This window comes from Pseudomonas sp. NPDC087598 (genome assembly GCF_044743525.1).
Taxonomy (GTDB): domain Bacteria; phylum Pseudomonadota; class Gammaproteobacteria; order Pseudomonadales; family Pseudomonadaceae; genus Aquipseudomonas.
This window is the reverse complement of record NZ_JBIUWQ010000038.1, coordinates 24,761-49,863: the sequence shown is the minus strand read 5'-3', so window position 1 is coordinate 49,863 and position 25,103 is coordinate 24,761. Positions and strand designations below refer to the sequence as shown.

The 25,103-nt window shown below is 58.7% G+C and carries 19 protein-coding genes; 18 read left to right on the top strand and 1 reads right to left on the bottom strand.

Annotated features, from left to right (window positions below; all coding sequences use genetic code 11):
• Nucleotides 1–8 precede the first annotated feature (8 nt).
• The 13 genes from ACIOWE_RS19870 to ACIOWE_RS19810 all read left to right on the top strand — a co-directional run bounded on the left by ACIOWE_RS19870 (nt 9) and on the right by ACIOWE_RS19810 (nt 17,870).
• The gene (locus ACIOWE_RS19870; protein WP_401394846.1) at nt 9–1,529 is read left to right on the top strand and encodes a sigma-54 interaction domain-containing protein; all 1,521 of its coding nucleotides are present in this window, start codon (nt 9–11) and stop codon (nt 1,527–1,529) included.
• Nucleotides 1,530–1,862: 333 nt separating this feature from the next.
• Nucleotides 1,863–2,003: a type VI secretion protein gene (locus tag ACIOWE_RS19865; RefSeq protein ID WP_095137719.1), complete on the top strand. Its 141-nt coding sequence runs from the start codon at nt 1,863–1,865 to the stop codon at nt 2,001–2,003.
• Between the two features lie 18 nt (nt 2,004–2,021).
• A complete protein-coding gene (gene tagH / locus ACIOWE_RS19860; RefSeq protein ID WP_401394843.1) occupies nt 2,022–3,218 on the top strand; it encodes a type VI secretion system-associated FHA domain protein TagH in 1,197 nt (398 codons plus the stop codon).
• Nucleotides 3,219–3,223: 5 nt separating this feature from the next.
• Nucleotides 3,224–3,724, top strand: a complete 501-nt coding sequence (tssJ, locus tag ACIOWE_RS19855) for a type VI secretion system lipoprotein TssJ (RefSeq protein ID WP_401394840.1) — start codon at nt 3,224–3,226, stop codon at nt 3,722–3,724.
• 2 nt (nt 3,725–3,726) lie between these two features.
• Nucleotides 3,727–5,058 carry a type VI secretion system baseplate subunit TssK gene (gene tssK, locus ACIOWE_RS19850; protein WP_401394837.1) on the top strand — a complete coding sequence of 444 codons (1,332 nt, stop codon included), beginning with the start codon at nt 3,727–3,729 and terminating at the stop codon, nt 5,056–5,058.
• A gap of 5 nt (nt 5,059–5,063) precedes the next feature.
• On the top strand, nt 5,064–5,939 hold the full coding sequence (gene icmH, locus ACIOWE_RS19845; protein ID WP_201236280.1) for a type IVB secretion system protein IcmH/DotU: 876 nt from the start codon (nt 5,064–5,066) through the stop codon (nt 5,937–5,939).
• Between the two features lie 12 nt (nt 5,940–5,951).
• Nucleotides 5,952–9,491, top strand: a complete 3,540-nt coding sequence (gene tssM, locus ACIOWE_RS19840; protein ID WP_401394833.1) for a type VI secretion system membrane subunit TssM — start codon at nt 5,952–5,954, stop codon at nt 9,489–9,491.
• Nucleotides 9,491–10,219 carry a PP2C family protein-serine/threonine phosphatase gene (locus tag ACIOWE_RS19835; protein ID WP_401394830.1) on the top strand — a complete coding sequence of 243 codons (729 nt, stop codon included), beginning with the start codon at nt 9,491–9,493 and terminating at the stop codon, nt 10,217–10,219. The genes tssM and ACIOWE_RS19835 overlap by 1 nt, the downstream gene beginning before the upstream one ends.
• Nucleotides 10,216–11,217 (top strand): serine/threonine-protein kinase, encoded by a 1,002-nt coding sequence (locus tag ACIOWE_RS19830; protein ID WP_401394827.1) that lies wholly within the window; start codon nt 10,216–10,218, stop codon nt 11,215–11,217. Before ACIOWE_RS19835 ends, ACIOWE_RS19830 begins: the two co-directional genes overlap by 4 nt.
• Before the next feature lie 28 nt (nt 11,218–11,245).
• On the top strand, nt 11,246–13,294 hold the full coding sequence (locus ACIOWE_RS19825; RefSeq protein ID WP_401394824.1) for a type VI secretion system tip protein VgrG: 2,049 nt from the start codon (nt 11,246–11,248) through the stop codon (nt 13,292–13,294).
• Between the two features lie 5 nt (nt 13,295–13,299).
• Nucleotides 13,300–14,319: a tetratricopeptide repeat protein gene (locus ACIOWE_RS19820; protein WP_401394821.1), complete on the top strand. Its 1,020-nt coding sequence runs from the start codon at nt 13,300–13,302 to the stop codon at nt 14,317–14,319.
• A 16-nt stretch (nt 14,320–14,335) separates the two neighbouring features.
• On the top strand, nt 14,336–17,371 hold the full coding sequence (locus ACIOWE_RS19815) for a hypothetical protein (RefSeq protein WP_401394818.1): 3,036 nt from the start codon (nt 14,336–14,338) through the stop codon (nt 17,369–17,371).
• The gene (locus ACIOWE_RS19810) at nt 17,361–17,870 is read left to right on the top strand and encodes a hypothetical protein (protein ID WP_401394815.1); all 510 of its coding nucleotides are present in this window, start codon (nt 17,361–17,363) and stop codon (nt 17,868–17,870) included. Before ACIOWE_RS19815 ends, ACIOWE_RS19810 begins: the two co-directional genes overlap by 11 nt.
• A gap of 73 nt (nt 17,871–17,943) precedes the next feature.
• Here the strand turns inward: ACIOWE_RS19810 and ACIOWE_RS19805 are convergent, their stop codons facing one another.
• Nucleotides 17,944–18,330, bottom strand: coding sequence for a DUF6124 family protein (locus tag ACIOWE_RS19805; protein ID WP_401394812.1), 387 nt, complete (start codon nt 18,328–18,330; stop codon nt 17,944–17,946).
• A 509-nt stretch (nt 18,331–18,839) separates the two neighbouring features.
• Here ACIOWE_RS19805 and ACIOWE_RS19800 point away from each other — a divergent pair.
• From ACIOWE_RS19800 to ACIOWE_RS19780, 5 genes are all read left to right on the top strand, one after another.
• Nucleotides 18,840–19,265, top strand: a complete 426-nt coding sequence (locus ACIOWE_RS19800; protein ID WP_401394809.1) for a hypothetical protein — start codon at nt 18,840–18,842, stop codon at nt 19,263–19,265.
• A gap of 9 nt (nt 19,266–19,274) precedes the next feature.
• Nucleotides 19,275–19,736, top strand: a complete 462-nt coding sequence (locus tag ACIOWE_RS19795) for an XAC2610-related protein (protein WP_401394806.1) — start codon at nt 19,275–19,277, stop codon at nt 19,734–19,736.
• Between the two features lie 20 nt (nt 19,737–19,756).
• A complete protein-coding gene (locus tag ACIOWE_RS19790; RefSeq protein WP_401394886.1) occupies nt 19,757–21,127 on the top strand; it encodes a lysozyme inhibitor LprI family protein in 1,371 nt (456 codons plus the stop codon).
• A gap of 67 nt (nt 21,128–21,194) precedes the next feature.
• A complete protein-coding gene (locus ACIOWE_RS19785; RefSeq protein ID WP_401394804.1) occupies nt 21,195–22,589 on the top strand; it encodes a TIGR01777 family oxidoreductase in 1,395 nt (464 codons plus the stop codon).
• A 9-nt stretch (nt 22,590–22,598) separates the two neighbouring features.
• Nucleotides 22,599–25,049 carry an alpha/beta hydrolase gene (locus tag ACIOWE_RS19780; RefSeq protein ID WP_401394801.1) on the top strand — a complete coding sequence of 817 codons (2,451 nt, stop codon included), beginning with the start codon at nt 22,599–22,601 and terminating at the stop codon, nt 25,047–25,049.
• Nucleotides 25,050–25,103: the final 54 nt, after the last annotated feature.

Genomic DNA, 25,103 nt, shown 5'->3' with positions numbered 1-25,103 from the left:
TGGGTGTGATGTTCACTCAAGTACCGCAACCACTGGTCTACGCCGAAGCGTTGCTGGCGCAGTTCGCCAGCCTGTCGCGGGCGGCGGACGGTGCTGCGTTGCTGGGTGACTTCGTGCGTGGACTGGCCGAGCTGAGCGGTTGCGAATTGACGCAACTGTATTTGCTCGACGCCACCCACACCTGCCTGGGGATGAACGCCGAGTGCCTCGACGGCGCGCTGCAACCGCGCCAGGCGGCGAGCCTGCCGGCGGATTACAACGGTGAACAACTGCTGCAATTCGCCCTGTGCCAGAACCGCGTGGTGTGCCTCGACGACCTCGGCGGCAGCCTGCACGAAACCAGTTTTCTGCCCGCCGTTGCGGCGCCGTGGCAGTCGCTGTTGTGCGTGCCGCTGGTCAATCGGCACAAGGCTGTCGAAGGCCTGTTGTTGTGTGCCAGTCAGCGTCGCACCGACCTGCAAGGTTTTGCCGAATCACTCGGTCAGCTCGGCTCGTTCGTACTCGGCCAATTGCATTTGCTGCAACGCCTGCGCCAGCCGCTAGATGCTCAGGCGCCGGCGGTGCGCAGCGTGCCAAGCATCAGCGGTTACGGTTTGATCGGCAAAAGCGCAGCGATGCGCCAGACCTACTCGTTGATCAGCAAAGTCCTGCACAGTCCGTACACCGTGCTGTTGCGCGGCGAGACCGGCACCGGCAAGGAAGTCGTTGCGCGGGCGATTCACGACTGCGGCCCGCGGCGCTCACAGGCGTTCATCGTGCAGAACTGCGCGGCGTTCCCGGAAAACCTGCTGGAAAGCGAGCTGTTCGGCTATCGCAAAGGTGCCTTCACCGGCGCTGATCGCGACCGGGCGGGGCTGTTCGATGCGGCCAATGGCGGCACGCTGTTGCTCGATGAGATCGGCGACATGCCCCTGTCGTTGCAGGCCAAGTTGCTGCGCGTGTTGCAGGAAGGCGAGATCCGTCCGCTGGGCTCCAACGACACGCACAAGATCGACGTGCGCATCATCGCCGCGACCCACCGCGATCTGTCGGTGCTGGTCAGCGAAGGCAAGTTCCGCGAGGACCTGTATTACCGCCTCGCGCAATTCCCGATCGAACTGCCGGCCCTGCGTCAGCGCGAAGGCGACATTCTGGAGCTGGCCCGGCACTTCGCCGACAAGGCTTGCGCGTTCTTGCAGCGTGACCCGGTGCGTTGGTCAGAGGCGGCGCTGGAACATTTGTCGGGCTACAACTTCCCCGGCAACGTCCGTGAACTCAAAGGCCTGGTCGAACGCGCGGTGCTGTTGTGCGAGGGCGGCGAGTTGCTGGCCGAGCATTTCTCCCTGCGCATGGAAGCGATGCCCGAAGACAACAGCGGCCTGAATCTGCGCGAACGCCTGGAGCAGGTCGAACGCACGCTGCTGCTCGATTGCCTGCGCAAGAACGACGGCAACCAGACCCTCGCTGCCCGCGAACTCGGCTTGCCACGCCGCACGCTGCTGTACCGCCTCGGGCGCCTGAATATCAACCTGGGTGACTTCGATGGTTGATCTCAAATTGATGTCTGCGGTGAACAACATTCCTCTGGCTAGTGGATTCCCTGTGGATTGCAGATTACCTGTGGCGAGGGAGCTTGCTCCCGCTCGGCTGCGCAGCAGTCGTAATCCGGTCAACACGGTTTTCCTGACACACCGAAGTGTCTGGTTTTGGCGCTGCTTCGCAGCCCAGCGGGAGCAAGCTCCCTCGCCACAGGAGGTCGCCGTACCTCTGAGGATTGGCTCAAGGCCCCGATGTAGAGCCTTACAGATGACCTCAAGAATTAATTTCAGCGCCGCCCGCAAGGGTCGGCGCTTTGTGCTTTGTCTACCCCTGGAGACCCTCTGATGTCTGTTCGTCACTGGAACGCTGTCCTGCTGACCCTCGTCGTTCTCTGCGGCCTTGGTGGCTGTAGCGGCAATTACAAATTCAACGATAACGACTATCGCCCGTTGGGTGATCCGCAAGCGGTCAATCGCGGCAAGTGACCGCAAGGAGCATCAAACATGGAATTGGTTTTCGAAATGCTGAACACCAAGCAGTTCGTGCCCACCGAGTTGTGCCAGAAGACCTTCAAACAGGCGGGTGGCGTGATCGGGCGGGGCGAGGACTGCGACTGGATCATTCCTGACCGCAAGCGTCATCTGTCCAATCACCACGCGATTGTCAGTTACCGCGAAGGCACGTTCTTCCTGACCGACACCAGCAGCAACGGGGTTCAGGACGGCGACAGCGGTGCACGTCTGCACAAAGGCGAGCCGGTGCGCATCGAACACGGCAGCACTTACGTGCTGGGTGATTTCGAGATTCGTGCGCGGCTGGTGCGTGACCCGGCGACCTTCGACGGTGAAGCCGGTCGTCCGCGTGCTGCCGGCAGTATCATCCCGGACGACGCGTTCCTCGATCTCGATCCGCTCAACGCGCTCGAACAGCAAGAACGCGTCTACTCGGAAATCGACGAACTGCTGGCGCCGAACACCAAACCTGAGGACTCCCGTCAGCGTGCCGACTACGCGCGCATCGACATGGAAAGCCTGATGGTTCCGGAGCTGATCGCAGCCCCCGCCGAGCCTGAACCTGCGCCGGCACCAAAAGCCATCGAGCGTCAGAGTGAAGGTTTCTGGGAGCACTTCGGTGCTGCGCTGGGCGTGGATGTCAAAGGTCTCAGCCACGACGAACGCGAAGCCATGGCGCTGAACGCTGCACGCCTGTTGCGTCAGAGCGTCGGCGGTTTGCAGCAGAGCCTGCGTACCCGTTCCGAGCTGAAAAACGAACTGCGTCTGGCCCAGACCACCGTGCAAGGCACCAACAAGAATCCGCTGAAATTCGCCGTTGATCCGAGCGAAGCGCTGCAGATCCTGTTGCAGCCGCACAAGCCGGGCCACTTGCCGGCCGAGCAAGCGGTGTCCCGTGCGTTCCGCGATTTGCAGGCGCATCAGGTGGCCTTGCTCACCGCCAGTCGCGCCGCCGTGCGCGGCACGCTGGAACACTTCTCGCCGGAACAGTTGACCCTGCGTTTCGAACGCGACAACAAGCCGCTGATCGCCACGTCCGGCGGGCGCTGGAGAGCCTTCGGCCGCTATCACCAGGCCCTGCGTCAGGACGACGACTGGAGCGAGCGTCTGCTCGCCCGCGACTTCGCCCAGGCCTACGAAGAACAGATTCGTCTGATCTCCACCCTCCACACCGACCACCAAGGATGATGCGCATGTCTCGCCGCTCGACTGCTTTTTTCAAAACGCTGACTGCGCTCACCATGCTGGTGCTGCTCGCCGGTTGCTCGTCGCTGTCGCCGTACTCGAAAGTGACCAAGATCAATCTGAAACTGACCGGCAGCGATCAGCTCAACCCGGACCTCAACGGTCGCCCGTCGCCGATCGTGGTGCGCCTGTTCGAACTCAAGCACCCGGTGACCTTCGAGAACGCTGATTTCTTCAGCCTCTACGAACGCGCCAAGGAATCCCTCAACCCGGATCTGGTGGCCAGCGAAGAACTCGAACTGCGCCCGGGTGAAACCGTGGAAATGAAGCTCAGCGTGGAAGAGGGCAGCCGTTACGTCGGCATCCTCGCCGCTTACCGCGACTTGCCGGAAACCAAATGGCGCTACACCGTGCAGATCACTCCGCTGGAAGTCACCGAGGCCGATCTGACCCTGGATCAGGCCGGTATCCGCAACACCCACGAAGCGCTCGCCAAGGCGGATGACTGACCATGAATACCCATAAAGTCATTTGGCAGGAAGGCATGCTGCTGCGTCCGCAGCACTTCCAGCACAACGATCGCTATTACGATCACCAGATGAAAACCCGCACCCAATTGCTGGGTGGCTACACCTGGGGTTTTCTCAATCTGCAGATCGACCTGCAGTTTCTCAACATGGGCAAACTGGTCATCAGTGAAGCCTCGGGGATTCTGCCGGACGGCAGCCTCTTCGAACTCGGTGGCAACACCGAGCCGCTGGCGCTGGACGTGCCGCCGAACACCGGCAACACGCCGATCTACCTGGCGCTACCGCTGGTCACCGGCAATCACATCGAGTCGCGCCGTCCAGAGCAATCCGACGTGCTGGCGCGCTACACCGCGTACGACGCCGAAGTCGCCGACTCGAACGCCGGTGACGATTCCGCCAGTCAGGTCAGCTGTGGTCGTCCGGACTTCAAACTGTTGCTCGGCGAGCAGCAGAGCGATCAGGCTTACGTGAAGCTGAAGATCTGCGACGTGCTCGACACCACGCCCGACGGCGTGATCAGCCTCGATCCGGATTTCGTGCCGACCTACATTCAGGCCCACGCCTCCAGCTATTTGCTGTCGTGCCTGAAAGAAGTCATCAGCATGCTCAACCATCGGGGCGATACGATTGCCGAGCGGATTCGCTCCAACGGTAAGGTCGGCGGCGCCGAAGTCGGCGACTTCATGATGCTGCAACTGATCAACCGTACCGAACTGCTGCTGCGCCACTATCTGGGCCTGGAGCAAGTGCATCCGGAAGAGTTGTACCGCACGTTGCTGACCATGCTTGGCGATCTGGCGACCTTCTCCGGCGAGAGCAAACGCCCACGCCTGGACAGCCGCTATTCCCACGCCGACCAGGGCGCGAGCTTTCGCAAACTGATGGAAGCGATTCGTCAGGTGCTGTCGATGGTGCTCGAACAGCACGCCATCGAACTGATCCTGCAAGCACGTCAATACGGGATCATCGTGTCGCCGTTGCACGACCACAAACTGCTCGGCTCGGCCTCGTTCGTGCTGGCAGCGAGTGCCAACTGCGACTCCGAAGAACTGCGCCACCGCTTGCCGGCGCACCTCAAGGTCGGCCCGGTGGAGCGTATTCGCCAACTGGTCAACCTGCACTTGCCGGGGATCAAGGTCAAACCGTTGCCGGTGGCCCCACGGCAGATCGCGTTCCACTCCAACAAACCCTATTTCATCCTCGAACTCAGTTCCGAAGACCTGGCACAACTCGAGCGCTCCGGCGGCTTCGCGTTCCACGTGTCCGGCGAATTCGCCGAGCTTGAACTGAAATTCTGGGCCATCAGGAACTGACCGACATGATCAAGGACATGGAACACAACCAGGACGACAAAACCGTCCTGCTCGACCGTCAGGGCCACGGCCCGGCGTCGAGTCCGCTGACCGACTTCGCCGCGCCACCGCGCTTCGAGCAACTGGAAGAACGGATGATCTACGCCGCGCGCCTGCGCCCGGCGGAAGCGTTCAACATCAGCCTCAATTCGCTGGTGGCGGCGTCGTCCGAATTGCTCTCGGAAGTGGTGCGTCTCAAGCACAGCGAAACCCGCGAAGATATGTACGCGCTCAACGAGCGCCTGACCGCCGGGCTCAAACTGTTTGAAGTGCGCGCCCTGCACAACGGCGCGGAAAGCAGCCAGGTGATGGCCGCACGTTACGTGCTCTGCACCGTGGTCGACGAAGCTGTCGTGACAACGCCATGGGGCAACGAAAGCGAGTGGTCGCAGATGAGCCTGCTGAGCAGCTTCCACAACGAAACCTTCGGTGGCGAGAAGTTCTTCCAGCTGCTCGATCGGCTGTCGAAAAACCCGGTCAAGCACCTGCCGATGCTCGAATTGATGTACCTGTGCCTGTCCCTCGGTTTCGAGGGCAAGTACCGCGTGCAGGCGCGTGGCATGCTTGAACTCGAAGGCATCCGCGATGCCTTGTACCGGCAGATCCGTCAGTTGCGTGGCGACGTGCCGCGTGAGTTGTCGCCGCACTGGGAAGGCCTCAACGATCAGCGTCGCAGCCTGGTGCGCATCGTGCCGGCGTGGATGGTGGTGTTGTTCACTTTTGTCTGCCTGGTGGTGATGTATTCGGGCTTCGCCTGGGTGTTGGGCGAGCAGCGCGACACCGTTCTGCAACCTTATCAGCCGCTTGATCCGGCCGCGGTTCAACCGCAGTCGCAGCCGTAACAGGGACGTGTGATGAAGAATTTTTTCAAGAAAGTCGGCGCCTTCCTGCGCCAGACCTGGGTCTGGACCTTGCTGCTGGTGCTGTTCGTGGCGCTGCTGGTGTGGTTCGTCGGCCCGTTGTTGGCGGTGGATGACTACAAGTTCTGGGAGGGCGCTACCTCGCGTCTGCTGACCATCAGCGTCCTGTTCCTGATCTGGGGCCTGACCATGGTCTTCGTCAGCTGGCGCGCCGGTGTGCGCAAGAAAGAAGTCGAAGCCACCGAAGACGGCCAGGAGCGCATTCGCCGCGAAGAGCAGATCGACGACGAGCAGAAAGAGTTGAAGGCGCGTTTCAAAGACGCGCTGAAAACCCTGAAAACCTCGAGTCTGTATCGCGGTCGCAGCGAACGCTGGCGCAGCGACTTGCCGTGGTACCTGCTGATCGGTCCGCAAGCCTCCGGCAAGACCAGCCTGCTGGACTTCTCCGGTCTGGAATTCCCGATCAACAAGATCGACCGCAAGCTGACCCGCGACACCCTCGGCACCCGTCATTGCGACTGGTACTTCGCCGACCACGGTGTGCTGATCGACACCGCCGGGCGCTACACAACTCAGCCGGACGCGGAAGTCGACGGCAGTGCCTGGCGCACCTTGCTGGAACTGTTGCGCAAGCGTCGTCGCGGCCGTCCGTTGAACGGTGTGCTGGTGACCATTCCGGTGGAATCCCTGACCGGTGGCAGCGAGCAGGACATTGATGTTCTGGCGCGCCAGGTTCGCGCTCGTCTGCAAGACGTTTATCAGAAGCTGCACGTCGATGTGCCGGTGTATCTGGTGTTGAGCAAGGCTGACAAGCTGCTTGGCTTTGACGAGTTCTTCGATCAACTGACCCGCGAAGAAAGCGATCAGGTCCTCGGCACCAGTTTCCGCAAGGATCAACAAGGCACCGACGTGGCGGTGCTGCGCAACGAGTTCGAAGAACTGCTGCGCCGTCTCAACAGCCAAGTGATCATGCGCATGCACTCCGAGCGTGACACTCAGCGCCGTGGCCGCATCCTCGACTTCCCGCATCAACTGGGGCAGATCGGCGAGCGCCTGTGCCTGTTCGTCGACATGGCGTTCACCGGCAACCGTTATCAGCGGGCCACGCAACTGCGCGGTTTCTACCTGACCAGTGCGCCGCACCTGACCCAGGAAATGGACGCAACCACCGCCGGCATCGGCGCCAACCTCGGCATCAATGCCGGTGTGTTGCCGACCCTGCGCAGCGGTCGTTCGCGCTTCATCCATCACCTGCTGAGCCAGGTGATTTTCCCCGAGGCCGATCTGGCCGGTCTGGACAAACGCGAACGCAGCCGCATTCATTGGGGCCAGCGTGCGTTGTACGTTGGCGCACTGGCGGCACTGGCCTTGTTCGGCATGCTCTGGGCGGGCGGTTTCTCGGCCAACTATGAGCGTCTGGAAAACCTGCGCACACTGGCGCAGAACTGGACTCAGCAACGTTCGGCACTGACCCCGCGGGATGATGCGATGGGCGTGCTGAAAACCCTCGACACCAGCTACGCCGCGACCCAGGCCTTCCCGAAGAAGGGCGACGTCTCGTATCACGAGCGTGGTGGTCTGTATCAGGGCGAAGACGTCAATCCAGTGGTCAAAGCGGCTTACGAGCGTGAGCTTGAGAAGCAACTGCTGCCACGGGTTGCAACCACGCTCGAAGGGCAAATCCGCGCCAACATGAAGGACCGCGAAAAGCTGATCAACAGCCTGCGTGCGTACCTGATGTTGAACATGAAGGATCGTCGCGACGCCGCGTGGCTCAAGGACTGGGTCGCCGCTGACTGGTCGCAACGCTACACCGGCAACACCGCCGTGCAGAACGGTTTGACCACCCACCTTGAGCGCCTGCTGAAGCAGCCGTTCATCTACCCGCTGAACGATCAGTTGGTGACGCAGGCACGTCAGGTTCTGCGTGCCGAATCGCTGGCCACCGTGGTCTACCGCATGCTCCGCGAGCAAGCACGCAACCTGCCGGAATACCGTTTCAGCCAACACCTCGGCCCACAGGGCTCGCTGTTCATCGGCACCGAGTACGTGATCCCGGGTTTCTACACCCAGCAGGGTTATCAGCAGTACTTCTCGGTGCAGGGCTCGGCACTGGTCACCGACATCCTGCGTGACAACTGGGTGCTGGGCGAAGGCGCGGGCATCAGCGACATGGACTTGCGTCGCCTGATGGTCGAACTGGAGCAACTGTACTTCCGCGACTACGCCAACTACTGGAGCGAGGCCGTTGGCCAAGTGGCATTGCCACCGATCAGCGATGCCGGTGAAGGCGCCGAGCAACTGGCGGGCCTGACCTCGGCCAACTCGCCGGTGCTGGCGCTGCTCACTGAAGTGCGTGAAAACACCCGTTTCCCAGCCGCTGCTGACCCGGTTGATGAAGCCGGCGATGCCGCCGATGCGTTGGCCGGGCAGAAAGGCAAACTGGGTAAAGTCGGCAAACTGGCGTCGGCCGTAGCGGACAAGGCTTCGGCGATGAACGTCGCGAAAAACCTTCCGGACACCGCGAAGAAGTCGCTGCAACGTCGCTTCGAGCCGCTGCATCGTTTGCTCGATGACAACAACGGCCCGGCCGCCGACCTGACGCCAGCCCTCAGCGCGCTCAACGACCTGCAACTGCAACTGTCCGGTCTGGCCCGTTCGAGTACGCCGGAACAAGCCGCGTTTGAAATGGCGAAAACCCGCATGAGCGGCCAGCGTGATGCGCTGACCAACCTGCGCACCGCTTCGGGTCGCCTGCCGCGTCCGCTGAGCGTGTGGTTCAACGTGCTGGCCGAAGACTCGTGGCGTCTGGTGCTCAACGATGCTTACCAATATCTGAATGGCCGTTATCAGAACGAGCTGTACAGCGTGTATGGCAAGACCATCAGCAAGCGTTATCCGTTCAGCGCCAGCAGCACCAGCGACGTGGCGATCAGCGATTTCCGCGAGTTCTTCCGGGCTCAAGGTACAGTCGACCGCTTCTTCGACAGCTACATGCGTCCGTTCGTCAGCGGTGATCCGGGCAACTACCGGATGCGCAGCATCGACGGCCACAGCTTGCCGGTGTCCAAGGTCTACCTCGATCAGATGGCGGCGGCGCTGACGATTCGTCAGAGCTTCTTCTCGATCAACCCGGCCGAGCCGACCGTGCAGTTCAAGCTTGAGCCGTACACCCTCGACCCGGCCGTCAGCCGTTCCGAGTTCAAGTTCGGCGACAAGACCATGGAATACCGCCACGGCCCGATCCTGCCAATGTCGTTCAAATGGCCGACCGATGCTGAAGATGGTCGTACCAGTCTGGTCATGGACAAGATGGCGGGGCGCCCGATCGGCATCGAGAAGAACTCCGGCCCATGGTCGCTGTTCCGTCTGTTCGACCTGATGCAGACCGAGTACCTGACCGGTCGCGACGTGCTGGTGCTGAAAGCTGACGTAGGCGGCCTGCGCGCCAACTACCTGCTGACCAGCCAGCGCACGCCGAACCCGTTCGACATGGGCGTACTGCGCACCTTCCGTATGCCGGTGCAGCTCTGATGCTGGTGGCCAGTCCCTGGCGCAGCGCGGCGCGTACCGACCCGGGCAAGGTGCGGGCGCGCAACGAAGATGCCTTCCTCGACAATCCGCAGCAGGGGCTGTGGGTGGTCGCGGACGGCATGGGCGGTCATCAGGGTGGCGACATCGCCAGCCAGTTGATCGTCGCCAGCCTGGCTGAACTGCCGCAACACGAGGACTTCGACGAACGCCTCAAAGCAATCCGCCAGTGCCTGCACTGGCTGAACCGGCGCCTGGGACAGGAGTTGACCGTCACCGCCGGGCGTCACGACAGCATCATGGGCAGCACCGTCGTGGCACTGCTGGTGGAAGGCAATCGCGCGGCCTGCATCTGGGCCGGCGACAGCCGTTGTTATCTGTGGCGTGGGCAGCGGCTGTATCAGCTGTCCAAGGACCATTCGCTGCAACAGCAACTGATCGACGAACAACAGATGAGCGTCGAACAAGCGGCAGCGCATCCGGCGGCTCAGGCCTTGACCCGAGCCGTCGGCGCCGCCGAAACACTGACCCTGGATGTACTGGAACTCGAGGTTTATCCGGGCGATGCGTTTTTGCTCTGCAGCGATGGTTTGTATCAAGGCCTGAGTAGCGATGCCCTTGGCAACGCCCTCAGCCTCAGCGCGCCGCACGTGGCGCTGGAACGTTTGTTCGACGGCGCCCTGCGCGGCGCCGCTCGCGACAATTTGACTGCCGTGGTAATCCGCCAATGAGTGAAATCGAATCGCCAATCGATGACTTGCTGATGAGCGAAGAACAGGCCAACAACCTGACCTACTTCGCCTTCGCCAAAGCCCATGACGCGGAACCCGCGCTGGCCCCCACCAAGGCCAGCATCGGCGCGTTACCGGACGTGCTGGCCGGCCGTTATCGCCTCGAGCGTCTGCTCGGGGCCGGCGGCATGGGCGCTGTCTACCGGGCGAGGGATCTGCTGCACGAACAGTTCGGTGATCCCGACCCTTACATCGCGCTGAAAATCCTCAGCGAAGAATTTGCCGAATCGCCGGACGCCAGTGCCTTGCTCTACAGCGAGTTCGCTCTGACCCGACGCCTGCGCCACGACAACGTTGTGCGCGCGCACACCTTTGAAGTCGACACCGATTGCCAGCGGGCCTTCATCACCATGGAATACATGCGTGGCCTGACCCTGGACAAATTGCTCTGCGAGCGGCCTCTCGGCCTGCCGTGGAAAGAACTGCGCGACATCGTCCTGCCGCTGCTCGACACGCTGGCCTATGCCCACCGTCGCGGCGTGCTGCACGGTGACATGAAACCGAGCAACGTCATGCTCAGCGAAGACGGCCTGCGCCTCTTCGACTTCGGCTTGGGTCAGGCAGAGGAGGGCACGTTGCCCGGCCTGCCACACCTGAGCCGTGAACGCTTCAACGCCTGGACGCCAGGCTACGCCGCCCCCGAACTGCTTGAGGGCCAACCGTTATCGGCCAGCGCGGACGTGTACGGCGTGGCCTGTGTGATCTTTGAACTGGCAGGCGGCAAACACCCGTTCCGCCGCTTGCCTTCGACCCAGGCCCGCGACGAGCACCTGGAGCGCGAACTGCAAGCCCCGCAGAACTTACCGAAACACTGTTGGCCAGCGCTGCAAACCGCGCTGAGCTTCGATGCGGCAGCGCGCACCATCACTGCCGAACAACTGCGTGACGCCTTGGGCGCCACTTCATCCTGGCTGCAACGTCTGCGGTTTCGGGCGTAACGGATGACATTCGAACAGGGAGCACACAATGTTCAACTCAGCTAACGAGACCCACTTCAGCCTCAAGGTCGAAGACTACGTGGGCGACCTGCAAGTGCTGGCGTTCACCGGCACCGATGGCATCAGTCAGCCGTTTCGCTTCGACCTCGAACTGGTCAGCGAAAACCCCGATCTGGACCTGGAAAAGCTCCTGCACAAACAGGCGTTCCTGGCGTTCGATCCACAAGGTTCGGGCATTCACGGGCAGATCTACCGCGTCGCCCAAGGCGATGCCGGCAAGCGCCTGACCCGCTACAAAGTGTCGATGGTGCCGCAACTGCAATACCTGCATCACCGCACCAACCAGCGCATCTACCAGCAGATGTCGGCGCCGAAAATCATCGCGCTGATCCTCGAAGAACACGGCATCAAGGGCAACGCCTACAACTTCCAGCTGAACCAGCCGTGCCCGGATCGCGACTACTGCGTGCAGTACGACGAAACCGACCTGCACTTCGTCCAGCGCCTGTGTGAAGAAGAGGGTATTCACTACCACTTCCAGCACACGCCGAAAGGGCACCTGCTGGTGTTCGGCGACGATCAGACCGTGTTCCAGAAACTCGGTCAGCCGACCGCGTACGTGCAAGGCAGTGGCATGGTCGCCGACGAGCCGGTGATCAAAGGCTTCAAACTGCGCCTGGAAACCCGCACCAGCCGCGTCACCCGTCGCGACTACGACTTCGAAAAACCGCGTCTGCAAATGGAAGCGGCGTACAAACCCGACGGCGCTCTCGATAGCAAAGACGCTGAACCGGATCTGGAAGACTACGACTACCCGGGCCGCTTCATCGACCGCGCGCGCGGCAAGTTCCTCAGCCAGCGCGCCCTCGAACGCCACCGCGCCGACTACCGTCAGGCCGAAGGCCGCAGCGACCAGACCCGCCTCGTCAGCGGCCACTTCCTGGAAATGTCCGACCACCCGCGCACCGAGTGGAACGACCTCTGGCTGCTCACCGAAATCGTCCACGAAGGCAAACAGCCGCAAGTCCTCGAAGAAGGCGTGACCAGCGACACCACCGACAACAAGGACGACTTCCACCAGGGCTACCGCAACACCTTCCTCGCCACCCCGTGGGAAGTGTTCTACCGCCCGGCCCTTGAACACCCGAAACCGCGCGTGCTCGGCAGCCAGACCGCCCACGTCACCGGCCCCGCAGGCGAAGAAATCCACTGCGACCAGTACGGCCGCATCAAAGTGCAATTCCACTGGGACCGCGAAGGCCAGGCTGACGACAAAACCAGCTGCTGGCTACGCGTCTCCAGCTCTTGGGCCGGCGACCGCTACGGCGCCATCAGCATCCCGCGCATCGGCATGGAAGTCCTCGTCACCTTCCTCGAAGGCGACCCCGACCAACCGCTGGTGACCGGCTGCCTGTACCACAAGGAAAACCCGGTGCCCTACGCCTTGCCGGCGAACAAAACCCGCAGCGTCTTCAAAACCCTCAGCTCACCGGGGGGCGGCGGCTACAACGAACTGCGCATCGAAGACAAAAAAGGCGCCGAGCAGATCTACATCCACGCCCAGCGCGATTGGGATGAAAACGTCGAACACGACCAGAAGATTCGGGTCGGCAACGAACGCCACGACACCGTCGAAAAGAACACCTACACCGAACTCAAGGCCGAAGAACACCGCACCACGGTTTCAGACCGCAAGGTTGAAGCGAAGCTGGATGATCACCTGACGGTTGGGCAAAACCAGCATGTGAAGTTGGGGACTGCGCAACTGACCAGCGTGGGGAAAGAGATTCACCTCAAGGCTGGGGACAAGATCGTTATTGAGGCGGGAACTGAGCTGACCATTCTTGGGGGTGGGAGCTTTATCAAACTCGATGGCGGCGGCGTGACGGTGGTTGGGCCGGTGGTGAAGATTAATGCTGGCGGGGCGCCTGGGAATGGGACCGGGATCGGGATTAAACCGCCGGTGCTGCCGGGGGCGGCGGATAAGGATAAGGCGGGGAGTTTGATGGATCAGGCGTTGGCGAATTCGCCGCCTGAGAAGGTTAAGCCGAAGGCTTTTTTTGTGTTTTCTGAGTGATCGACATGAATGGTTTTTTGAAGAAGAACGATGGCTTTGCCGTAGCGGTTTTCACCGCGTCGCTGCTGAGCCTGTTTCATGGCAGCGTCTATGCGGATGAATGCCCGTCCGAGGATTTCTCTCAGTTCCTTCCGGCGTTTTCTGCGAATGCTGAAACCCAGCAGCGCCTGACTGCGATGACTGTGAAGTTGCTGGTTTTGAAACCGGCAGGGGAGAACAATAATTTTGAGCCGATAACTACGGGGGTCAACAGTTCAACGTTGACGTTTCCCCTGATGGCACCGGTGGCGACGGACAAGACAGAAGGCGTCGAAGTCGAAACGATTGACGACAGCCACTTCAACGTTGTGGACAAGCGAGCGGGTAACAGCAACATAAAGATCCTCAACTTTGCTCGCCAAGCATGTTGGGTACTGGAGGGGATTGAAAACTGGTCGATCAGCGAAAAAGACATGGTTGTGGCAAGTACTCCGACCATGACCACTGCCGAGAACTTCTGTTATCAACGTGCACGGAACTTCGGCCGGCTGGGAGGGTTGGAAAAGTACTCTCTGACGGGAGAGCTTTTTGAGGCGGCTCTTGAAAACTATGTGTGCGCCGCAGCTTCCGGTGACCCCCAGGCAAGTCTCAATGCTGCCAGCTTGAGTCTTTCCGGAATGGCTTCTCAGTTGGAAACAGATAAGGTCGAAGCCCTGTTCAAGGCATCGGCCACTACGCTGGCAAGCGGTGCCTCGGCATTGTCCACATTCTACTGCTATGGCAACAACACTGACCCCGAGGGTCCCTGTCAGCATCCTGAAGAAGCCGAAAGGGAGTTGATTCGCGCTGCGTCGATGGGCTCACCCGAAGCTATGAATAAGCTGGGCGATACTTTTGAGACCGGTAGGTTGGTGACTAAGGATACTGCCAGAGCACTGGATTGCTATCGCTTGGCCGCCAATAAAGGCAGTGCCATCGCCCTGAATAATTTAACCAGATTAAAATCGCAAACCGCTGAAGCCGCTGAAACCAGCCATTGCTATTGATTTGCAGGATGCAGAAATGACAGAACCATTAGATTTAACGGGCAATTACGAAAATCGCGGCTACGTGTACAAGATGGGTGGCGATGGCGTAAAAACCAATGCGACCGGTAATAAATTAATCGATTGTTCGCATATGGTTAATTTGTTGCTGACGGGGGCGGGCTACAAAATCCCTTATCAAGATACAAGCGCGATGGTGGATTCCATCTATTACACGACCGTAGTGCCGCCAGACGTCAAGAAAGGTGATATCGCTCTTTGGATTAATGAAGATCCATTGGGTGGTGGGGAAAAGTTATTTCACACCGGCATTGTTTTTTCCGTTGACCCCGCTGGTACCGCAGGCAAGTTCTTCGGCGCGCAGACGAAGAAAGGTCCGTCGTTCACTCATTTTGGCACTAAAGACCCGGCGTTCTACTGGCCCATTCCAACAAAGTTTCTCAGGGCTAAAGAAGAGTACAGAACCGGCGCGGGGGAAACACCTGCACCCGCTCCCGCCCCCGCGGCAACGCCTGCTGGCCCGGAGCCTGTTCTAAACTTTCAATTTCCCATCAGAAAAGCTGATGGAAAACAATTTGAGAGTGCAAATGAACTGTATGCCGCAATCGAAAATGAGACCTCAGGTCAATACCTGTTGGGCAGCCACAATTTCTGGCACGGTGGCATTCATATCAGCGATGCCAGTGCCTCTTACTGTGTGAAAAATGAACCAGTTCGGTGCATGGCGGATGGCGTGGTTGTAGCTTATCGCCTCAATGAGGATTATTTGCAGTCGGAGTATTCTGGCGATAAGCCGGCCAAGCTTAAATACTCTAACTCTTTCTGTCTGGTCCGGCATGACTACAAATCGCCTGCCAACCCGGAAGAGGGCGCAAATAAAGGAAAACAAAACAGCTTAGTGTTCTTCAGTCTTTATATGCACCTTGTGCCCTTCAAAGGATATTTGCCAACAGAGGAAGAATTGGGCAAGCCTAAGATAAAATTCACGGTAGGAGATTTTATCGCCCGTAGTGAAGCTGAGGATGGGCCAGGGTGTGAAAAGTACGGGATGATTTCTACTGGCACCGTCTTTGAGGTTCTAGAGGAAAAGCTTGCCAGTAACGGTATTGTTTATGCCAAAGGCAAGTTGTTAAGCGGAAAGGTTCCCAAGAGGAAAGTCGGGCAAGAAGCATGGTTTGCGTACAAGAAAAATGGTGTGGCAGTAACCAATAAAAAAGACACCGCGATCTGGAGTGCGATATTACCCCCGGAGCGAACTCGCCCAGGTTATTGGAAAGGCACAGTAAAGGCTCGCGTCAGCGCGCCTAACGGATTACCGTTGTTCGCAGCGCCCAAAGCTGTTGCTAACGGTGAAAGTGCCGGGGAGCCGATGGGAGAAATGGCCCTTTGCTTGAACAGTGAAATTAAATTCGACGGTACTAAAGTATTTAATCTGAAAGTCGGAAGTTCTCTTGTTCGAATGGCTGAGTGCACCTGTTTGTCAGGTGGCTTGAGAGGCGCTGGGGCTGTTCCTTCGACTTTTTGGGCCAGCGTGGAAGATATCGGTAAAGCACGAATGGTTACGTGGGCTGAAGTCACACCCACTGAGTTCGATAAAGTAATCGCCTGTCAGTCAGCAATCAAAGCGGGCCATCCAATAGGATTTTTAGGCTTGCAGGAGAACCTTGGGAAAGTTGAGGGTACAACCTCAAGTAAGTACCATGCCCACATTGAAATATTCACCAGTGACTCGGCGCTCGACAAGTTCCTACAGAATGAAGCTGCGTTGAAGATTGGCATGAGTTATATGAGCCTGCCTGCCGGTACAGTACTTGCCAGTAAAGCGTCCACCGGACAGCCTTCGACGCTTGAATCCAAGCATATAGTGCCTATGGGCTCGGTTTCTATATTCAAAGATTCAAAGGGGGTCGAGTGGTATGAGCCAACAGTGACAGAAAAAGATAAGAAACTGTCGGGTTTGATTAAAAAAGCGGATGTGACATTTACGTCATCAGGTGCTCAACTGATATCTCAGCATGACTGGGCGAAGTTGGGATATACAGTTGTCAAAGAGGGGGATGAAAGCTCAGATGGTTTTCTCGACCCTGATGCCATGCCACCTTTTTTCAAGGAACTGCATGCGCAACTCGACACTCTGGGAGACAAAGATGGTGAGGTGACTTCTGCGGACTTGAACTCTGCATTAAAAAATGTGGAATTTCGGGATAGCTGGACGAAGTTGATCGCCTACCATCCGACCGAATGGCAAGCGAAATCCTCTGAGCCGAAGTGGAGTCGACTTGATAAATTACTCGCGGAGTCTCCAAAGTTACTCGAGCATGAAAAGGAACGCATCGATCAACTGGTATTTTGGGATGAGTTGGCGGGTGCGCTACAGATGCCACTGCCAAAACAGATTTATCATTTTCACCCCATCGCATTCGTCAATAATTTCATGAAATTTGCCGTGCCTGGAAAAGGTTGGGCACACAGCGCGTTTGCCAATTTGCTTGCGAGTGTTGAGTCGAACAACGATTACACGGCTTACAACAAGACGAAGGGTGGTTTAAAAGCCTTCTATAAAACTGATCTGACTACGTTGACGATTGCCGAACTACAGCAGAAGCAGAAAGATCGTGAGATTTTTGCGGCGGGTCGCTACCAAATGGTTCCAGACACTATCAATGAAGCGGTGAAGAAGCTTGAGCTTGCTTCCACGCTTAAATTTGATGAAGAAACTCAGGACAAAATTTTCGAAGAGTACTTGATAAAAATTAAGCGCAAGGCATTCATCCAATATCTGGAAGGCGATGGCGATGTTGAAAGAGCTGCCTATACCTGGGCATTGGAGTTTGCGTCGGCAGGTGTGAGAAAAGGCAAAACCATTAGCTCGGTGCCGAAAAAAGATGAGCACGGCAACATTGAAATGAAAGACGGAAAACCTGTCATGTTATCGAGGGTCGCAAGCTTTGAAGGACAGTCGTATTATGCTGGCGACGGTCTCAACACCGCACACATTTTGCCGGCTGACATGGTTCGAGTTCTAGAGGAGTCAAAAAATAATGGCAAGTAAGGTATCAGCGTTTCGTTTGTTTTGGTTGGGCGCGCTTTTTCTCTTCTCATGTTTCGCCCAAGCTGACACGCCGCGCTTCGAGAACTATAAAGTCGAAGAAATTTTTCAGGGCCAACATCATGATGTCGTCACGAATGATGAAAATAAAAGCTGGGCTGAGGGACGGAAAAATGCGATCAAGCAACCTGTAAATTTTGCGGGCCATTATGTGGTTTACGCAAACGGCTGTGGCGGCGGTTCTATCTGTGGAGAAGTCCTTGACGTGAAAACCGGTGAGGTTGTTACGTCATTCCCTAACGCTTATTACATCATCGGTAATGACGGTACAGCGCCTTACGCGGCCGTCTACAAGCCAGACAGCAGATTGCTGGTGATTATGGGTGTCTCAGCCGACCCGGAAGTGGATGTAAAGGGTAATGACCTCGATGAAGGTAACCGGCAGCGTTTCTACGAATTCGATGGCAAGAAACTTACTTTGATAGATGTCGTCGATCAGTGATTTTGGTTTTCACCCCCCCAAAAGAGTGAGGACGGATTTGCCTCTAATGCATCATCCGTCCCCCGTTATTTCTTTATGTTTTCACTTCCTGCCTGGCCGCCATCAATTCCTCCAGATGATCCAGCGCTCGCTCCACCATGAGTTGTGCGCCATCGGCGATTCGACTCAGGGCCAGCGCTACTGAGCGGTTCGAGCCTTCGACATCGTCGGCTAATTTGGCGGCGATGGCGCTGATGGACAGCATGTCTTCGGAGGCGTTGGCCAGGAGGGCTTCCGGGTCAATGCCGGTGGAGATGGTGAAGAGCCTGCCTTTGCGGCGTTTGGACGGTTTGTCGTTGGTGGGTGGGAAGTAGTGGGCGAAGGCGCGGTCGGCTGCTTCTTTGTCGAGCATTTCTGTGTCGAGGGATTGCTCGGCGGGGGTGCCAGTATTGTCTGGCGGGTTGGGCGTTACTTTGAACATGGATACATCCCGATATGAGTATTTAAAGGGACTGACACCCGTTCGCTTGCATTCGAATGAAGGTGGTAGCTGTACGCAGGTGTGCAAGACCGGGCATATCGGACCCGGCAGACCCCAAAAGGACCTCCCGCGCACAGCCGCCATAAAGCGTCATAACGAGCATTTGAAAGCTCGAACCTCTGACTAGGCGTTTGTGCGGCGATATGTACCGGACTTGCACGTCCGTGTCACCGTTTTTTACGGTGACGAATCAAGGTTAGCGGTGAATGCAAGGGGTGGATAGTTCATGGATGGCTCGGCGTCTTGCGGGAAATGTCCGACGAACATGACATCCGTTTAGCCGCAGATCGAAAAATCGTGACTTCTGTTTAAGTGATCGCGACACAAAGAGGATCGGTCTGACAACAAAGGGCTTATCTGCGTAAATCAGTGGCTACCGATCATTTTTTTTTGCCGAGGAAAGTCGGAAGTAAAAAAGCAGTAAAGCCGACTCTCATAAGGAAATGAACATGAAAAAAGTACTTCTGTTGCTGTCCAGCCTCTTCCCGCTAGTGGCCCACAGCGCAGTCACCAGCGAATCATTTTGCTTCGAACTCTCCGAATCCAGTCCGGTAAAGTTTGAGTTCCGTACCTTTTACGACGCGTCCAGCAAATGGTCAGGTGGCTACGTAAAGTACGCCAAATCCAGCACGCCCATTTCCATTGTGTTGACGGATTCTGAAGACGAAATGTTAGGCCCCGACGCCCCATGGCAGAGCGCCACAACGTGGTCTGAAGTCATCAACGGCAAGGTCGCGGGAACCTACGATTTCGTGACTCAAGGGACGCAGATCGTCTCGATGAAGTACACGAAAAAGTCCAACGGTAAGGTTTACCACTTCTTGAATAACACCAACATCGACTCTTCCCTGGAGTCCGGATGCAAGTGGGAGTAGGGCAAGTACATGCAATTCAAAACTCTAGCGGTATCACTGCTCGGCCTGCTGTGGGCGATCCCGGCACTGGCCGAAACCACTAAGTTCAGCCCGGTCACAGGCGTCGACACGACGCTGGTTATTGAGGGCGCCACACTGAATGTCTCGGTTAAAGGCGAAACACGCAGCGAGCCCCGGACCATAGATTTTGAAGCCATAAACGCACTCAAGGTACAGATCGAGGACTTCAATTTCGACGGTGCCAAAGATTTCGCGATCTGGCAGCTGGATGACGGCATGGGCACTTACGACTACTTCAGAGTTTTCGTTTATCAAGCCAAAACCGGCACCTTCAAAGAGCTGCAGCCGGATTGCGGCGACGGTTTCGTCAACCTGCGCGTCGACAAAAAACGCAAGGTGTTGCTCAGCACTTACTGGGAAATGAACAGACCGAAGCAGTGCGTCACCCGATTCACCCAACGCAAAACCTGAATGACTCAAGGATGAACACAGTGAACCGTTTTGTTTTTACCCTGCTGGCCTCGTTGTTGCTGCCCGTCTCGGCGGCGTATGCGCAGGATGATTGCAGCCAAGTCACCTCAAGTATGGAAATGGTGCCCTGCTCGACGGCGGTGATGAAGGCTGCCGATGCGCAGCTGAACGTCAGCTACAAGCAACTGATGACGCGGCTTGAGTCTGACTATCGAACAGATCCAGCCTTGGGTGCGGAGTACGCGGCGAAGGTTAAAGAGTCGCAACGTGCGTGGCTGAAATTGCGCGATGCGAACTGCCCTTTGGAAGCATTCGAGATCGAGACGGGGATGCCGGCGCATGTGGTCGCAGTCAACTCGTGCATCGCCAGAATGAGTCGCGAGCGCTCGGCGTATCTGGACAAGATCGTCCCTGCTCTAGCGTCCGACAAGAGTGCTTCGACGGCGCCGACCAGCGACGCTTGTCCGTCGGAGGAGTTCGCGCCTTTCCTGACGGCGTTTTCCGCCAACAGCGAATCACAACGCCGTCTCACGGCGTTGACGGTCAAGTCGCTGGTGTTGAAACCGGTAGCGGGAAAGGATCGAAGTACTTTTGAGCCTTCGACCTCGGGTGTCAGGGGCACTTCTTTTACCTACCCGTTAATGGCGGCGATCGTGCCCGGTAAGACGCCTGGAGTTGCGATAGAAGAGATCGACACCAGTCACGTCAACGTCGTAGATAAGCGAGCGGGCAACAGCAATATCAAGATTTTCAACTTTTCTCGTCAGGCATGTTGGGTGCTTGAAGGCGTTGAGGATTGGTCGATCAGTGAGAAAGATTTGATAGTGGCGAGTAAGCCCATGTTGAGTGTCGAGGAGAGTTTTTGTCGTCAACGCGCCCAAGCTTTTAGCGGGCTGGGTGGTCTGGAGCAATACCGTCTCACCGGAGAGCTTTTCGAGGCGGCATTGGAAAATAATCTGTGCGCAGCGCGCTCCGGAGACCCGGAAGCCAGTTTGAGTGCCGTAAGTTTGAGCCTTTCTGGCATGGCACCGCAGTTGCCAACAGAACAGGTGGAGGCGCTGATCAAAGCGGCAGCGGAGACCTCGGCCGACGGCGCGCTGACACTTTCCTTGTATTACTGTGACGGCAACACAATTGCTGGCGTAGGTACATGCCAACATCCAGAGTTGGCTGAAAAGGCATTGATCCGTGCTGCGACCATGGGCAGCGTCCAGGCCCTGGGCGCATTAGGCTCCTCTTTCGAACGCGGTGAGCTGGTGACAAAGGACCTGTCCCGAGCGGCGGCCTGTTATGAGCTGGGCGTAGCGAGGGGCCACAAAGGATCCATTTATCGTTTGGGTGAACTGAAAAAGAACGCCGCCACGCCAATCAAACCCAGTTATTGCTACTGACACTCCCCGAAACACGACGCTTTTCCTTTAAACTCCCCACCCCCAAGGAATGCGCTCAGGACACGGAATGCCAGCCCCCTCGACCTCGCTTCGCCCCGCGCTAGTGCTGTGGCTATACGCCGCCGCGATCGTGCACATACTCGCCGGTCTCACCCTGACCTGGGCCGGTCACTCCGGTTTACTCGACGGCTATTTGCACACACTCGAACTCGCATTCTGGGGCGCCGACGCAGTACCCGCCGCCGGCCACGAACAACAAGTCTGGTGGCTCGCGCTGTTCGGCGCGACGCTGCAAAGCTATTCGTTGTACATGCTTGCGTTGGTGCACTTGGGCAATCGCTTGAAAGCCCCGGCAGTGTGGGGATGGTTGATCGCCGGCATCCTGTTATGGGCACCGCAGGACATGTGGCTGTCAGCGCAACAACAGGTCTGGTCGCACCTGTGGCTCGATAGTTTTGCGTTGCTGGTATTGTTGCCGCCGCTGTTCTGGCTCCACCGGCATGACCGGCGGAAATCCCCTTCAGTAAAGACTCCGAGCCCATCCGACCCGTTTACCGGTAGCGCCTACAAACGCGTGCTGATAACCGGCGGCACTGGTTTTATCGGTGAAGCCTTGGTCAACCAACTGCTCGACGCCGGCCATTCGGTCAACGTCCTGACGCGCGATCCGTTGAACGCGGCCAACCTGTTCAACGGCCGTACCCGCTGCGTGCATTCGCTCAGCGAACTCAGTCACGAAGAAGCCTTCGACGTAGTTATCAATCTTGCCGGCGCTCCCGTCGCCGGCCCCCGTTGGAGTCCCAAGCGTCAGGCGCAACTGCTCGCCAGCCGGGTCGGCACCACCCAAGCGCTGATGGCCTGGCTGAAGACCACAAAGCAAAAACCGGCGCTGTGGATTCAAGCCTCGGCCATCGGTTTCTACGGCGTGCGCGATGCCAGTGAGAGCCTCGATGAGCAGGCGAGCAAGGGCGACGGTTTCATGGCCGAACTCTGTGCGCGCTGGGAGGCGGCGGCGCAACCGGCCACTGAATTTGGCGTGCGCCAGGTGGTGCTGCGTCTCGGCGTGGTGTTTGGTCCGGGCGGTGCGTTGTTGCCGTTGCTGATTCCGTTTCGCCTGGGCTTCGGCGGGCGCATGGGTGACGGCCAGCAGATCATGAGCTGGGTGCACCGCGACGATGTGATTCAGGTGATCGCTCGATCCTTCCACGATGAAAACCTGCGCGGCACCTACAACATGGTCGCGCCGGAAACGGTCAGTCAGGCAGCGTTCGCCGAGAATGTCGGCAAGGTCCTCAAACGCCCGGTGTGGTTCCACATTCCTGCTGCGCCAGTGCGGGCGCTGGCGGGGGAGATGGCGCAGCTGTTTTTCGACGGTCAGCGTGTGGTGCCGCAGCGTTTGAGCGAGGCGGGTTATTCGTTCCGCTATCCGACCCTCGACGCCGCGCTGCGCGATCTGGCCTGAGGATCGCCGATGAGCAAGCCCTTGATGTACCTGCTGGCCGGCAACGGCAGCGCCGCCGATTGGTGGGATGACGCGCTGCCGCACTTTCAGCGCTACGAGGTGGTGCCGCTGGAATTGCCCGGTTTCGGCGCCAACCCGCAGCCGCCCTGCGAGGATCTTGCGCACTATGCGCAAACCTTGCTGGCAATGACGCAGCAGGGCAGCTCGATTATGGCGGTCGGGGTCAACGCGTTGCTGGTGCTGCATGCGCTGCAACGTCGGCCCGGGCATTTTTCTCGCAGTGTTTTGTTGGCGCCGGTCGGTGCTTTTTTATGGCAACGGCGGTTGCCGGCGCTGATGTCGCCGTTGCCGATCCGCAAGACCATCCACTGGTTGCTGTCGAACAAACCGACGCTGTTTGCACGCAAGTTTTCCAACCAGACCTGGACGCCCGCGCAGTATCGGCGCATGGGCGCCGGTTATGCGCGTTGCCGGGCATTTGTGCCGCATTGGGATCTGGTTCGCGCTGACACCGCGCTGCCGTTGCTGGAGTGGATCACCGATTCGGTCGAGCTGGTGTGGGGCGATCAGGACAACGTGCTCGGCATCGAGCAAGCGGCGGCGTGGTCGGCGATTCTCGCTCGCGCCGATTTGACCATCAGCCTCAAACCCGGTTGGGGTCATTACCCGTGGATCGACTCCCCGGCCGAATTTGCCGCGTGGCTGGAGTCCGGCGAGCGTGGTTTTGTCGCGCACACCAAGGGCGGCCGTTTGCGCCTCGCTGAACTGGCAAGGCAAGCGGTGCCGGCGGCGCTGACCCTCAACGATTGCGATGATCCGCGTCTGTCTGCGTTTCTCGCCGCGCAACCCGACGTGACCTGGGCGGTGCGCTCCTCCAGTTATGGCGAGGATCAGGCCGACTCGGCGAATGCCGGTTTGAGCACCACTTACCTGCGCGAGCCGCGTGCCAACGTACCGAAGCGCATCGCCGAATTGACCGCCGAAGGCGTCGAGGAAGTGGTGGTGCAGCGTTTCATCACGCCGCAGGTTTCCGGGATCGCGTTTGTGCGGCATCTGTCGGTAGAGCTGGAATGGGTTGAAGGTCATCTGGAGTCGCTGGCCGATGGTCACGTCAGCCCTGAACGGGCCGTCTTGTCGCGGGTCGGCGAGGCCTGGCGCAGCGGGGCATTTACCGCCACGCACGGTTTGACCGAAGCGCTGCTGTGGCAGTTTCTGCAAGACGTGCTGCGCGTTTTCCACTACGTACCCGGCGACGTCGAATGGGCCTGGGACGGTGCGCAACTGTGGCTGCTGCAATACCGGCCGATCAGCGACTACGGTTGGCGCCGACACTTGACCGCCGCCAACATCGCCGAGATCCTGCCACCGCAACCGAGCGTTTTTGTCGAGTACGCCCAGCGCCGGGCGGCGGCGAGCATTCCGGCGATCATGGCGCGTTGGGATGCGCGGGTGTTGCAGGACAACGAGCCATTCACCGCAGTGTTTGGCGGCGCGTCCTACATCAACAATGACCTGTTTCTCGCCCGCCTCGCCGACTGGGGCATCAGCGCCAGCAACTACGCCGGTGAAGTCGGCGGCGCGACTCCGCATCTGCCGTGGCAACCGCTGAAGCTGCTGCGTTCGCTGCCGCTGTTCCTGCGCATGCAACGCATCGCCCGCGGGCATCTGCTGAGCCTTGAACATGGCTTGCAGCGCTTCGATAAAGAGCTGGCCGAACTCGTCGCCCAAAAAGCTGACGGCCAGCAACTGGCGGACTGGTTCACCCGGTTTTACGTGTTCGTCGTGCAAGGCAATCTGTGCATCGCCACGGCGCTGGCCAGCAGTGGCGGCGATTGGCTGGGGCGCCCGCCGACCGCTTACGACAACCTTGAAAACAGTCCGCATCGATTGCCGTGGGAGACCGATCCCGGCACCCCTCGGCCGGCGTCGAGCGAACTGCCGCTCCAGCCATTTCCGCAATGGTCAGGGCTGATCCGCTTCGCGCATTCCACCGGCCTGCCGGGCCTGCGCGGCTACTACCTGCAAGTGCGCGAGTGGTACCGCGACAACCTGATGCGCATTTTCTTCCGCCTGCACCACGCCATGCCGTTAGCGGATCGCGAGCATTGGTTCGCACCGCATCCGGACGTTCGCAGTCGTGACGGCAGCTTCTGGCAGGACGGGCGCGAAGGTGCGGAGCAGGCCACCGGATTCATGATTTATCCGGGGCAGGTGCAGGGCATTCTGGGCGAGGATATTTTGCTCGAAGACACCCTCGATCCGGGGCGGCATGCGCATTACCAAACGGCGCGGGCGGTGATTGCGCGGATGGGCGGGCGCTTGTCCCACGGCTCGACGTTGTTGAGGGAATTGCGCAAGCCGTCGGCGGTGATGCCGCAGGTTGATCCGGCGTGGGTCGGGTGCGAGGTGCTGTATCGCGATGGGGAATTGAGTCTGGTCAATCCGGGCAATCAGAAATAAGCCGGCAGCCGTTGTTTTTTCAGGTCTTCCATTAAGGAGTTACAGCGTGAAAGG

Bases quoted from the DNA above. Each gene is read 5' to 3' on its own strand.
- ACIOWE_RS19870 (WP_401394846.1), top strand. From the start codon at position 9: ATGTTCACTCAAGTACCGCAACCACTGGTCTACGCCGAAGCGTTGCTG.
- ACIOWE_RS19865 (WP_095137719.1), top strand. From the start codon at position 1,863: ATGTCTGTTCGTCACTGGAACGCTGTCCTGCTGACCCTCGTCGTTCTC.
- tagH (WP_401394843.1), top strand. From the start codon at position 2,022: ATGGAATTGGTTTTCGAAATGCTGAACACCAAGCAGTTCGTGCCCACC.
- tssJ (WP_401394840.1), top strand. From the start codon at position 3,224: ATGTCTCGCCGCTCGACTGCTTTTTTCAAAACGCTGACTGCGCTCACC.
- tssK (WP_401394837.1), top strand. From the start codon at position 3,727: ATGAATACCCATAAAGTCATTTGGCAGGAAGGCATGCTGCTGCGTCCG.
- icmH (WP_201236280.1), top strand. From the start codon at position 5,064: ATGATCAAGGACATGGAACACAACCAGGACGACAAAACCGTCCTGCTC.
- tssM (WP_401394833.1), top strand. From the start codon at position 5,952: ATGAAGAATTTTTTCAAGAAAGTCGGCGCCTTCCTGCGCCAGACCTGG.
- ACIOWE_RS19835 (WP_401394830.1), top strand. From the start codon at position 9,491: ATGCTGGTGGCCAGTCCCTGGCGCAGCGCGGCGCGTACCGACCCGGGC.
- ACIOWE_RS19830 (WP_401394827.1), top strand. From the start codon at position 10,216: ATGAGTGAAATCGAATCGCCAATCGATGACTTGCTGATGAGCGAAGAA.
- ACIOWE_RS19825 (WP_401394824.1), top strand. From the start codon at position 11,246: ATGTTCAACTCAGCTAACGAGACCCACTTCAGCCTCAAGGTCGAAGAC.
- ACIOWE_RS19820 (WP_401394821.1), top strand. From the start codon at position 13,300: ATGAATGGTTTTTTGAAGAAGAACGATGGCTTTGCCGTAGCGGTTTTC.
- ACIOWE_RS19815 (WP_401394818.1), top strand. From the start codon at position 14,336: ATGACAGAACCATTAGATTTAACGGGCAATTACGAAAATCGCGGCTAC.
- ACIOWE_RS19810 (WP_401394815.1), top strand. From the start codon at position 17,361: ATGGCAAGTAAGGTATCAGCGTTTCGTTTGTTTTGGTTGGGCGCGCTT.
- ACIOWE_RS19805 (WP_401394812.1), bottom strand. From the start codon at position 18,330: ATGTTCAAAGTAACGCCCAACCCGCCAGACAATACTGGCACCCCCGCC.
- ACIOWE_RS19800 (WP_401394809.1), top strand. From the start codon at position 18,840: ATGAAAAAAGTACTTCTGTTGCTGTCCAGCCTCTTCCCGCTAGTGGCC.
- ACIOWE_RS19795 (WP_401394806.1), top strand. From the start codon at position 19,275: ATGCAATTCAAAACTCTAGCGGTATCACTGCTCGGCCTGCTGTGGGCG.
- ACIOWE_RS19785 (WP_401394804.1), top strand. From the start codon at position 21,195: ATGCCAGCCCCCTCGACCTCGCTTCGCCCCGCGCTAGTGCTGTGGCTA.
- ACIOWE_RS19780 (WP_401394801.1), top strand. From the start codon at position 22,599: ATGAGCAAGCCCTTGATGTACCTGCTGGCCGGCAACGGCAGCGCCGCC.